The sequence below is a fragment of the Vibrio sp. nBUS_14 genome, from assembly GCF_051201655.1.
GTDB lineage: Bacteria > Pseudomonadota > Gammaproteobacteria > Enterobacterales > Vibrionaceae > Vibrio.
On the sequence record NZ_CP179206.1, the window covers coordinates 1,593,583 to 1,607,320 of the forward strand.

A 13,738-nucleotide genomic window follows, 5' to 3' on the forward strand; every position below is an offset into this window, starting at 1 on the left:
CGACTTCCTACTCAAAAATTTAAAGCACCCTATCATTATCGTTGATTGGTCACCGGTGAATCACGTTTACAAGCAAATCCTACGAGCTACGATTCCCATTGGAGGCCGAGCCTTCACAATGTATGAAGAAGTCCACCCAGAGTGCAAACCTGGCTCGTTAGCTGTTCACAAAGCTTTCATTCGACGTTTAGCCACTATGGTCCCAAAGGGGTTATACCCATAGTCACCACTGATGCTGGGTTTAAAGTGCCTTGGTTCAAGCCTATTGAACAATAAGGCTGGTATTGGCTAGGTCGCGAACGAGGCAACAGCAAGCTTAGGGTAAATGACCGCTGGTGCAGTGCAGATGAACTCTTTGTTCAAGCGCAATATAAGCCCCAGCATTTGGGAACAGCAGAGTTAACTAAGCAGCATCAATACCCTTGTCAGGTATGTCTCTACAGAAAGAAGTCCAAGGGGCGTAAAGCTAAAAACTGGAGTGGTTCTCCCCAGAGAAATACGTTGAGCTTATCCCATGCCAAAGGTGAAAGAGAGCCATGGTTGCTCGTCTCTAATCTGCCGGGAGAAACCTGGTTTGCAGAGCGTGTCGTAGCCCTATATACCCAACGGAACGGATGTCGATTGAAGAGAGCTTTCGGGATACTAAAAATGAACGTTATGGGTTGGCTCTTAACTTCAGTGGTAGTGAATGTCCCACGCGTATTGATATCTTATTGATGATAGGCATGTTGACTCAATTTGCTTTGTTGGTAGTAGGTAAAGTCGCTTATAGGCTTTGTTACTTAATTCAGAGAGAAGGCATACCTGTCCCATCGAGCTTAATTCTTAATCGATATGCTGTGTTTCAGGCATACCAAGTCCTGTAAGCTTATTCAAGGCTTTGTTCATAGCGTAAGTCTCGCCAACTTGAGCGTTGTAGTTCCTCAGGCTTAATGTCCCACCTAGTAGCTGTTTTACTCGGTACATTGCGGGCTCTGATAGAGAGCGCTTATGATAGCCATACCGCTTTTTCCACTTCTTGATGGAGCCGTAGAGCTTCTGGCAACCTACCGCTAAGTTACGATGATGCCATTGTTCCCAGAAGGCAGCCCCTTCTCTTGGCGGGATGAGCGGAACAGCTCGCTTGATCCGTATGGCATCAGGCAATTCCTTGTGTCATAAGCGCCATCACCTGATATCTCAATGATTTTCCGACGTGTCTGATTGAGTAAGTTGGGGAGCACTTCAGCATCGGTTACGTTAGATAAGCTCAGCTCTGCTGCGACTATTTCGTGGGTGCTTGTATCTACTGCGATGTGCAGCTTACGCCAGACTCTGCGCTTCCCATCAGTTTCATGCTTCTTGACCTTCCATTCCCCTTCGCCATAAACCTTGAGACCAGTCGCATCAATGGCTAGGTGTTGTATCGCACCTCTGGTTTTAGTTTTAAATAAAACCTCAACATCCTTAGAGCGACGGCTTATACCGATGTAGTGTGGACAAACCAGATGGATATTAGCCAGCTTAAAGACGGAGTCTAGAAAACCTTGCAGCGCTCTCAATGGCATAGGAAAAAGGCGTTTCACCATCAGAGCGGTAGTAATTGCTAAGTCGCTGAATCGGCGAGGTCTACCACGCTTGCCTTGTTTGTTTTGCTTCCACTCGGCTATCGTCTCCTCATCAATCCAAAAGGTCAGAGAGCCACGGTTGATTAAGGCTTTATTCTGTGGATACAGAAAACCACGGGTTTACCCGTGGATGAATGCCTTTGGAGACGGTACGATGGATAAATGCAATATTACACCTCATCCCATAGTGTCTACTACACGAAGTATCACGTAGTTTGGGTAACTAAGTACCGTCGGAAAATCCTGAATCCTGGTATGTGCAGCTACCTACGGAAGGTTATGCCAAAGTTACTGCGAAGTTTACCTGGCGTTGAGATTGAGACGATAGGCTTTGATGAAGATCATCTGCATATGATGATGCTTATCCCACCGAAATACAGTATTTCAGACGTCATGGGTAAACTAAAAAGCCAATCGTCGCACCACATGCGAAAAACGTTCAGTTGGCTAAGTAAGGTTTACTGGAAAGAGAACATTGTGTGGTCGCCAGGTTACTTTGTCAGTAGCGTAGGCGTGAATGAACAAGTTATAGCGAATTACGTTAGACTCCAGGGCGAAAAGGATTCTGGTCAACTCCGCATGGAGTTGTAACAGTAAGTATCCCGTGCATGCACGGGGGTATCTACTATACTGCTTCCAGTTAGTTGTTTTGTAACGAGGTTTAGGCATGAGACTACGACGATTGATGGGTGTATCCGATCAGATCGTAGCTGCCTGCTTTAGTTCCATCGATTTAAGCAACAAGGCCTACTGGGTTAGGTATGCCTGAAACTTGTCGTATTGACTAAGAAACACACGAAAATGGTGGCTCTGTCTCTAAACTGAATTACGCAACAAAGCCAGAGTCAGGTCGAAAACTGCTGGTGCGAATTATGCTCGAAATACTGAAATATCATACACTTAAAAAATATTTAATTGATGGAGAATCAATGTCAAGATCAAAAAAATAACATAAAGATCAAAAAATTAACAATGTTGCATTTTTTTGATAAACATCACAATAAAATATACTAAAAGTGAGTACTTTATCAAGAAGCTCAGTAAGAGAAGCTTATTTGAAACATATAAAGATAGATTAATTATCTTAGGAGTGAGTTAAACTTAATTGCATTCAAGCTCAGTAAACTGAGATTTTTAATTTCTTATTTACTAATTGCTATTGCAAGTGAAACATTAACTTTATTCTTTGTCTCGGTAAGTACCCCGGTCAAGCTCGGGGGAATCTCATTAAAGAACTAAGTGTTGACAATGTATACACACATTCATATGACGTACTAACAATAAGAACAATAAGAACAATAAGAATAATAAGAAGAATAAGTGCAGAGAGTTTTTAGTAAAAATTTGTACCGGGTAACTGTTTAAAGTTTACAGCCTCGGTATGATAACTAAGGAGCACAGGGTGAGCGCATAAGTTAAATGATTGTTAATTTTTTACATCTTCTTAATCATAAGATATTTTTTCGGAGATGCTTTTAGTTAAGACCTGGTTGTTTTTCGAGCGAGCGGTTTATTACTAATATTCACCACCATAAAATTAACAACAAGGAAGCTTATTAATAATAAAATTTCTATTCATGCGCTTGCCCTACTAAGGGGCATTTATGAAAAAAAATGAAATAACTTTAGCAATTCATAAGATGATAATTACATCATCAGTAATATCCTCTTTCTCTTTAATGGCTAATGTCATTATTCCCGACAAAAATGTTCCGATCGCAGATAGGCCTATCCTATCAGAGTCTGGCAGTGGTGTCCCTGTAGTCAACATTACCAATCCAAGTGCACAAGGTGTCTCTAGAAATCGATTCACAGACTTCAACGTCAATGCTCAAGGTGTGATACTCAACAATAATGCTAGCAGCGAATATTCACATGCTGTGAATGGTGAACGAATTCAAAAAAATCATTTACTCAGAAAAGAAGCCAATATTATACTTAATGAAGTAACGGGTTCAAATTCATCCAATTTAACAGGCCAACTAGAAATTGTGGGAGGAGAGGCTGATATTATACTGGCCAATCCGAATGGCGTGACGTGTGATGGATGTAAGTTTATAAACACTAATAGGACGACTTTAACAACAGGGCGTGTGGATATTAACAATGGCGGCATCAATACTATTTTATTAAAAGACGACTCCGGCATAATAACGATAAATGGACAGGGTTTGAAAGGTGGCAATGTAGATATTGTCGATATTATTTCAGGTGAAATATTAATTGATGCCAACCTTGAATCCAAAGAAAAGTTAAGATTAATTTCTAGCACTGGAGTCGATGTTGACTACGAAACGCTTGAACTCAATAATGTAAGCTCTAGAAAAAATAGAGAAGGTATAAAGGTCAATATCAGTAGTTTAGGCTCGATGTATTCGAATTCTATTTATATATTGAGCAATGACACTGGCTCTGGAGTTTATTCAAAAGGGCATATAGCATCTCTTAAAAATGATGTGATTATCGACTCAAATGGAGATGTTATTTTTGGTTCAGACTCGGTCACAACTGCGAAAAATGACGTGTCCATCAACAGTGGTTCTGACATAATTTTAAATGACAGCGATGCTGGTTTTATTCTTTCTGAGTCGGGGAATATACAACTAAATTCAGAATCAAACATTGATATCAATAAAAATCTATTTGCAGAAGAAAATATCGATATTAAGGCGAGAGAAATTACCATAGATTCAGCGGTCGTATCTGGTAATGATATAACCTTAGGAGCATCACAGGTTACTGCCGAAGCGGGCTCAGTTATTGAATCTAATGGGACACTGAATCTAGAAGACAATAACACGTCAGGCTCATCCTATGTGTTAGAAGGCACAACGATATTGGCCAATGAAATCAATGCCGATATTGATGGTGTTCAATTGGATGATAAGACAAGTCTACTAGGCAGAGACAACGTCAATTTAACAATTGATGAAATAACCAATCGAGGTGACATACTGTCTGGTGGTTCGATTGAAATTACTTCCAATCACCTTCACAATATCAATACTGACTCATCAAGTGCTGGAAATATAAGTACACTCAATGAGAATGGCGATCTTACTATCGAAAGTGAGATTTTAGTTAATTCCGGTATTATCCATTCTGAAGGCCGTTTAACTTTAAATGATTCTAATCGTGTTACTAATCAGAGCGATGGTGCACTAACAAGTGTTAACAAGTTAGCACTCAATGACATTGAAAATTTAGAAAACACTGGTTTGATTTTAAGTACCAGCGGTGAAATAGAAATAAAATCGAACAATTTTATAAACAACGGGAGTGTCACCACTTTAGATTCAGACCTAGGCAATGTAAAGATAGAGTCAGAAAGTATTGTAAACAATGAACTTTTAATCTCATCAGGTGCTTTTTCGATTGACTCTGAAAGATTGGAAAACCATTCAAGTATTATATCTGGTAATGATTTGAACATTGTAAGTGATGTGGTTAACAATCAAGGTGATATTCTTTCAGAGGGAAAGGTTTTTATTGATAGTCATAGTCTTTCTAACCTTTCATTTATTAGGGCTAGAAATGATTTATCAATAAAAAATACAAGTGGAACGACAAGTCAATGGGATTTTTCTGATGGCTCTGCTTTAGTCTCATTCGATGGTTTATTAAAGATCCTCTTAAGTGATAACCTTATTAACAATGGTATTTTGTATAGTGGCCATGATATTGCCCTGTTAGCTGATCTAGATAATGAAAATAGTCTTTTTACCATTACGAATGAACAAAGTGGATCCATTGAAGCTGGTAACTCAATCAGCCTAGGTTACGATTGTACCAGTGTGTTGTTTAATGACTGTTTCTATAATGGCAGCAAAACGACTGAAGTGGTCAATAAAGGGGTCATAAAAAGTGGTAACGAAATCAATATTGTAGCAGACGCTTTCCACAATTTAAGTGCTTTTGAAATAAACCGTTCCTCTAGAATCGAAATGAGCGAGGTATACTCTGTTCAGTGGGGACTGTTGAGTTTCCTTAGAGAAGGGAGGAGGGATGTTACTGAGTACGATGAATTTGAATATTTTGAGCAATCTGAGATAGTTTCAGATGGTGCAATAAATGTAAAAGCTAATAATATCTACAACAATGGTCTTATATCAACTTCTGGAGTCCTTAATGTATCTAGTTTAAGAAATGACATAGATTCTAAGTTCGTCAATCAATCTATCAATTTAAATGCGACCAGTAGAATCGATGTGTACAGGGACGGGTTAGGTATAGGCTCAACAGCATTCGGTATATTGGGTGGACGTTGGCATAACGGTGATGCGGGAGTTAATAATTATGTGTACTCTTCGAAAGGCGGTGTGATTGAGTCAAGAGAATTTAACCTGCTTGATGGTAAATTTGACTTTACAAACAGAGGTATTAACAGTCGATTTGAAGATTCTTCGCATTGGAATGATGAGCTAAATACTGCTTTTCAGGGTAGACTAGATGCTGAGCGAAGACGAGACGAAGCTCAATCTGAATTAAACAGTTTGGCTACTCAACATACTGGCTCCGGCCATGATCAAGGTCATGATATTGCATCAGATAATATCATCGAATCGAATTCAGTTGGCGCAGATTTAGCAGTAAATAGGGTTTCGGATTTAGTCGAAGATGTCAACATTGCCGAAGATTTTCAAAGTGGCTTATCAGACATCATTAATGAATTAGATACTTTATTAACGACAGAAACAACCTCTCTAGTCAATATTGATAATATTCAAGATTTTGGTGATGGCGATATTTTTGAATTGGTTAGAGATGAGAACGCTTTAATTGTAAACTCAATTGATGAGTCTTCGAATTATCTTTATCAATTTAATTCAAAATTTAGGGATACGAATTATCAGTCTCCATTTTCCGACCCTCTAGAGTTGTTACACTTACCTAGCAATACCATACGTTTCGGCTCTGCAGAAGTTGAACTGAGATACATCAATGATCAAATAAAGGCTAAAATTGGCAGAGAAAGATTAAATTTAGGGAAAACGTTTCTCAATAGCCATCAACAGACCGAAACGTTAGTGGCTAATGGCCTTTCTTTGCTTTCTAGCAGCGGTTATCAGTTTGGTGCTCCTCTACCAATTGAGGCATTAAACAATTTAGAAAGTGACATTGTTTGGTACGAATATCAGAATGTTAATGGGGTTATTGCTTTAGTCCCTAAGGTTTACCTGACTGAAGAAACGCTCAATCGTAGCTCTGGTGGTCTGATTTCAACTGAAAACTTCAACATTTATGCCAATTCATTTAACAATTTTGGTGGAACCTTGGAGGCTAGCTCAGGCATAAACCTCATATCTAATCACGATGTCAACAACATATCGGGTACCATCAAGGCGAATAATGTATCTATTCAATCGCTATTGGGTAAATTTAATAACATTTCTAATCTAGAGAGACACAACATTCTTGATAGTACGATTGACACAAGGCGTTCTTATCAGGACTTAGTATTTAATTCTTCTGTTATAGCTGAGGACACTATTGATATTAATGGTCAGAGTGGCGTGAATAACATAGGTGCATCCATTGTTGCAGGCTCTGACGTCAATATTAACGCCAAGAACGGTGACTTGAATTTTATCTCATTTGCGAAAGAGTTGTATACTGAAAAACATTCTAACTCATGGACGGCTAGTGCCATTAGTTTCCGTTTTGAAAAGAATAAATTACAATCATCGGTAGATTCACTGATTTCAGCCGAGGGTAACATTTCGTTAAAAGCTGACGCCGGAAATATACTTTCTAGAGGCGCCCAGTTCTCTTCAGATGATCTTACCATGGATGGTGATAATGTCTATTTGACGGCATTGACTTTAGACAGTGAGGAGTCATTGTGGTCAATGCAAGCTTCAATAGGTGGTAATTGGGGTTTCACTGGCTATTCAAATATAGAGGAAATGTCTCAAGGTGTAGGCAACACTATTCAAACCAAAGATCTCAAAATTGGAGCGAAAGATAATATTCTTCTCGAAGGTGGTACTTTTACTACTGATTCGCTATCGGCGAGTGCGAAAAATATAGATATAGTGGCAACTAAAAATGTTTTCACCAAGGAGGAATCGAATTTTTCTCTCGGATATCATGGTAGCGGAAGAGCCACCTTAGCGGCTCATACTGCCTCATTTAGTTATAACTCCGCAGGGGTAAACTTTAATGACAATGGTGATTTTATTGGGTTTGGCGGTCAATTCAATGCTTTTGCGGGTTATGAAGAAAACCTGTACCAAGAAAAGAAATTTCAAGGCAAATATAATAGGGGTCGTTACTTGGAAGACGGTTTAACTTTTGTGAAAAGTGGAACTGGATTCGAGTACACAAAAACTTTTTATGGTAAGACTTTTCACGAAAATGCAATCTTCAACATTTCTGATTCACTTTCCTTAGACTCTAGGGATCGACTTGATATTGGTGGCTCTACCATTAATGGCAGTGAACGTTCCGATATTAGCTTGTCCGGAGGTCATATTCTCACATCTAAGTACGTTGATAAAGAGTATGAAGATACTTATTCAGAGAGCTTTTTCATAGGTACTAGGACTGCAACAGCAAGTGGTATTACCGATATGGCTAATAGGGTAGCCTTTAATATAATGGAATCCCAAAGAGGAAAAGAGATAGATCCATTAATGGTAGCGCTTCAGGCTTCAGCTGAGGCGGTAAATTTAACAAATGGAACTCTTGTCGGCGAAACGTGGGGGTGGATGTTAGAAAAGTCCTCTAGTGAAAACCATTGGGTCAAAAGGTCTCATTCATTGAATGCCTTAAATGGTGGAAAAATATCTATAAATAGTCGGTATGGTGATATCTCACTGGCAAACACGACCATTGACGCCCATAACCAAATCAATATTTCAAGTGCGAATGATATTAATCTTCTTGCGGGGAGGGAAGATTATTCACAGTGGGGTATAGAGCAAGCGACAGGTATGATGCTTTCAGCAGAGAAAGGTGTCGATATGGATGGCACCGTTGGTATGGCTGTTAATTTTGGTATTAATCACCAGGTAAATACCGATCAGTCTGAAACAATTACCTGGAAAAATACTGAGCTAAAATCCTCTACAATCAATATATCGACAAACAATCTTAATTTGTATGGTGGGAATATAGGAGGAAATAATACAGATTTAAATATACATGCTGATGAGAACTTAAATATAGTGAGTTTGCAAGATTCAGTCACTTCTTCAGCATCAAGAGGTGGGTTTGGTTTTTCCTTAGGCGCTGGTGTTAATAGCGGGACTTTAGTCAGCCCATCATTATCAGTTCAAGTCGATGGCGGTCATGGTTGGGACAACTCTGTATTAACGAATCAACGCTCGGGTATTATTGCTAACTCAATATCTGGAGCCATACAAAAGAATGTCACACTTGAAGGTGGGGCGTTAGTAAGTTTAAAAGAATCGGATTTCTCTATAAATGGTGCGATATCAAAAAGGTCATTGCATGATTACAGAAACAAAGATGGCCTTTTCTTTAGTGTAGGAGGAGGTATTGATGGAAATGCCAATCTTAATGCGAACCTCGAGTTCGATAGGCATGAGAGGTTTATCTACAAAGCAACCCAAAGCAGTGATATAGATTTTTCGGGTAATTTTAATTTTAATGCATTGACGACGGTACATGAAGATAGAAACATTGCAGCGAACAGAATTGTGCTCAATGACCCATCCTCTTTTTTGAAAAAGAAGAAGGCCTCTAAAGCCTCTAAAGTAAGTAACAGTAATAGAGCCAAAAGTAAAAATGCTGGTTTCTTTGATAACGTTGGAAAGAAGGCTCTTTATTATTTGGGGAAAGAACCTAGTCAGTTTAAAAAAATTAAGTTTTCTGATTTGAGTTTTACAACAAAATATTTAGCGAAAGCGTTTAAAAAGGCTTCAAAGGTTGGTGAGCTGGATTCTAGTACTAACAGTACTTTAAGAGCTGAAAGCACAGATTTTACTATTCCAGGCACTAGATTGTCGGTTGATTCAAATAGTCCTGCTCTCGTCTCAGCATTAGGTATCATAAAAAAAGTAGTAGGTTCAAAAAAATCTGGTAACGTAATTAGCTCCGATACGGCATCAAATGTTAATTCAATCATGAATTCTTCCTATACCTATAGCCCTAGCCCGAATATTTCTTCGACGGTATTTTCATCGCCTAGTGATTACTCGACGGTGTTTACAACATTCAGAGATAACACCCAAGATTTTGTTTCTGCAGAAGCTTCGTTGTTCACTTCATCAGTGGGCTCCAGTTCAAATTTACCTAGCTCCTCTCAGACTTCGGTCACTCCAAAGCGTGATGTTGGGGCTAGTCATTTAATAGCATCGCCGTTTGATACCGCTATCTCTGGAAGTAAAGGTGCTCAATCACTGACGGAGTTTCGTCACTCTGTAACGAATAATTCTTTGAAGAATGACAATCAACCAAGCACCTCATTTAGTACGTCAACAACTAGCCATACTGCTACACCTTTAATTAACTCGAATTCAACAGCGACTGTAGAGTCGATCTCATTGGTCAGCAAAGACTCTGACATTAATCAAGCCAGCATGTTGGACGTTCTCGTTAACAGTGATTTGCTAAATAAAGCTGCGAATAATGTCAAAATCGGTAATCACGAATTAAACAATAATACCTATAGCATTGTTCAATATAGTGCTGATGCTTCTTCAACCAGTATTGGCGTAACAACGAATAGAGGAACGCACTCATCAGTTAGAACTGGCTCTGGCCAAGGGAGCATGTCGGACAATTACGTTAATAGTGATTGGCTAAACCAAGTTGCGAGTAACGGCAAAAGCGGTAGCCATGATTTAAACAATAATATCGATAGCGTTTTTCAAAATAGTGATTCTGCTTTAACCAGCATTGGCGTAACAGCGAATAGAGGAGCGTACTTATCAGTTAGAACTGACTCTGGCCAAGGGAGCATGTCGGACAATTCCGTTAATAGTCATTGGCTAAATCAATTTGTGAGTAACGGCAAAAGCGGTAGCCATGATTTAAACAATAACAGCGATAGCGTTTTTCAAAATAGTGATTCTGCTTCAACCAATATTGGTGTAAAAGCGAATAGCGGAACGAACTCATCAGGTCACACTGATTCTGTTATCGGCCAGGCCAACATATTGCATAATTCCGATAGCCATGGGGCAAATCAAGTCGCGAATAATGTCATAAGCGGTAGCCGCGAATCAGAAGACAGTTCAACAGATGTTTATGTGAGAGTTAACAGTAATAGCGATAGCGTTGTTAAAAATAGTGCTGATGTTTCTTCAGCTAATACTGGCGTAACAGCGGAGAAAGGGACGAACTCATCAGGTCACACTGATTCTGCTATTGGCCAAGCGAGCATGTCGGACAATTCCGTTGATAGCCATGGGCCAAATCAAGTCGCGAATAATGTCATAAGCGGTAGCCGCGAATCAGAAGACAGTTCAACAGATGTTTATGTGCGAGTTAACAGTAATATTGATAGCGTTGTTAAAAATAGTGCTTCTGCTTCTTCAACTAATACTGACGTAACAGCGGAGAAAGGGACGAACTCATCAGGTCACACTGATTCTGCTATTGGCCAAGCGAGCATGTCGGACAATTCCGTTGATAGCCATGGGCCAAATCAAGTCGCGAATAATGTCATAAGCGGTAGCCGCGAATCAGAAGACAGTTCAACAGATGTTTATGTGAGAGTTAACAGTAATAGCGATAGCGATAGCGTTGTTAAAAATAGTGCTGATGTTTCTTCAGCTAATACTGGCGTAACAGCGGAGAAAGGGACGAACTCATCAGGTCACACTGATTCTGCTATTGGCCAAGCGAGCATGTCGGACAATTCCGTTGATAGCCATGGGCCAAATCAAGTCGCAAATAATGTCATAAGCGGTAGCCGTGATGCAGATGACAGTTCAACAAATGTTTATGTGCGAGTTAAAAATAATAGCGATAGCGTTGTTAAAAATAGCGCTTCTGCTTCTTCAACTAATACTGACGTAACAGCGGAGAAAGGGACGAACTCATCAGGTCACACTGATTCTGCTATTGGCCAAGGGAGCATGTCGGATAATTCCGTTAATCGTGATGGGCTAAATCAAGTCGCAAATAATGTCATAAGCGGTAGCCGTGATGCAGATGACAGTTCAACACTGCAGGTTTCAAATGATAATACTGTAAAAGCAACATCGAATAAGAATACTTTAAAGCCAATCAATACACGTACTCCAAGCTCAGGTTTAATAAGTGTGGCGACAGCAGTAAAAGGGCTTAATAATAACATCAGAGATGTCATGAATAGCGTTTCCGGAAACAGTGAGTCTCAGTTAAGGAAAGGCTTCGCGAAACTAAAAACAAAGACTAAAGGCTTAAGTGAAGGTGAAGAACCATACATCTTTAAAGTTAACCTAGGCGGTCAGGTTGGTGAAAAGTATATTCGTTCTTATGATGATTTGGTCAGCCTCAACGGAAAAGAGGTTAAGGCGAGTCAAATAATCAATGGCAAAGTACGAACACAAAAGGCAACATTGCGTATAAAATACGATAAGGTTGATTCGAATAGAGCTGATGGAAACATCATCTATAATATTTCATTTACATCATGGAAATCGAAAGCGGTTCCTCTCAAACCGACTATATCTTCAGGTTTAAAACAACGGGTATTGTCAGATTAGAGCCAGGTCAATCAGTTAAGACATCTGCTGAACTTCTAGCGGCTAAACATTCTGATTCGAAATTCATTAAGCTTAAATCAGATGGTACTCTGCCGAAGGTACAGTTGGATAAATCGGGTAAACCGTTAGAAGTAGTTCTCATTGGGCATGGAAATGCTACAAAAGATGGAAAGCCTTCAGCTATTGGAGGAAAAAATGCAAGGGAAATAAGTTCCTTGGCTCGAAAGTTAGCAGTAAAAACAAATCAAACAGATGGCATCCCTGAGAAAATCTCTTTAGTAGGTTGTAACACTTGCAACTTAGCAAAAGAGGTTGGCGGGCTATTACCCGCTTCTATAGTTAAAGGGCAGAATAGTTCCGTTAAAGTAAATCAATATGGGAAAATAGTAGGTGCAGATACTCTGGACTCAAACGCATTACCTCTGCGAAGAAGGAATATTGTTACTCAATTATCCAACAATAGTCATCAGAGTAACGTCGGTCTTCCACCTATAGCCATTAGGTCGTATGTATCTCAGACCCCTAGAGTCCCAGAATCGAACTTGACAAATAGTTACAACAAACAGCCTTATAAATTTAAAACCGCAAAATTAGAATCAAAAGAAAAAAGACTTTTAAATCGCAAATTGCAGGAAAATAGTGTCCTATACCCAGAGATACTCGTAAAAAGGCAGGAATATAAGAATAAGAAATTGCATAAGAAGAAATGGGAGCAGGTCATGGTCCAAGTTGAAAATATGGGGCCATATGTTGAATATAGACGGGAAAACAAACTTAGAATGGATTCAGTGAAAAATATGGTTATCTTAAAAGATGGACTCGAAAAACATTTCGGGAAAGGAGCTGTTGAGATTAATGATAATAATAACTTTTTTGTTAATTCTTATTCTCCTGAAAAATGGACAATGTTAAGTAATTATAAAGATGATAAAAATGTTGGCTATTTTATGTCCGATGTCGTATTGGAGCAATATAGAGTAATTGCTACAAGAGATAAGTTTTTTGGTAATTTACCGTCGAGTATCATTAGTTCGTCAATTGCTAATACACAGTCACAAAATTTCCTTAAGAAATCGCAGTATTTTCCATCAAAAGAAAGACTTAAAGGTTTTTTAGGTGAAACCCCTAATGGGAAGTATACTCAGCGTATACTAGATGCTTTTGGAATGAAAGCTATGCGTATGAAGGTTGAGAATCTTTATAGTAAAAAGCCAAAAGTAAAAATTTCGATTCAAAAAAAATAGGCTTGGTGGAAATTAAAATATGGTAAAGTTGATTCGAATAGAGCTGATGGAAACATCATAACGATAATGATAGGGTGCTTTACATTTTTGAGTAGGAAGTCGGTTATGTATTCATGAACACTGGTACGTTCACGATGTAAATGTGGGTTGCCTAGCAGTCGACAGACTCTCTTAATACATTGCTTAACCTTAGTTTTGGTATTTTTCATCCCTCGACCAAGCCCTG

At 39.1% G+C, this 13,738-nt stretch carries 3 protein-coding genes and 1 pseudogene; 3 read left to right on the plus strand and 1 reads right to left on the minus strand.

Features of this window, described 5'->3' with window-relative positions:
* Positions 1–825: 825 nt before the first annotated feature.
* Positions 826–1,715 (minus strand): annotated as a pseudogene (locus ACMAZD_RS07485) (IS5 family transposase).
* A gap of 54 nt (positions 1,716–1,769) precedes the next feature.
* On the opposite strand from ACMAZD_RS07485, the gene tnpA reads away from it, so the two are divergent.
* The 3 genes from tnpA (at position 1,770) to ACMAZD_RS07500 (ending at position 13,512) form a co-directional block, all read left to right on the plus strand.
* The gene (gene tnpA, locus ACMAZD_RS07490; RefSeq protein WP_435249137.1) at positions 1,770–2,198 is read left to right on the plus strand and encodes an IS200/IS605 family transposase; all 429 of its coding nucleotides are present in this window, start codon (positions 1,770–1,772) and stop codon (positions 2,196–2,198) included.
* 1,013 nt (positions 2,199–3,211) lie between these two features.
* Positions 3,212–12,268 carry a hemagglutinin repeat-containing protein gene (locus ACMAZD_RS07495; RefSeq protein WP_435249138.1) on the plus strand — a complete coding sequence of 3,019 codons (9,057 nt, stop codon included), beginning with the start codon at positions 3,212–3,214 and terminating at the stop codon, positions 12,266–12,268.
* Complete coding sequence (locus ACMAZD_RS07500; protein ID WP_435249139.1) at positions 12,196–13,512, plus strand: C80 family cysteine peptidase; 1,317 nt, start codon at positions 12,196–12,198, stop codon at positions 13,510–13,512. Before ACMAZD_RS07495 ends, ACMAZD_RS07500 begins: the two co-directional genes overlap by 73 nt.
* The last annotated feature ends 226 nt before the right edge of the window (positions 13,513–13,738 follow it).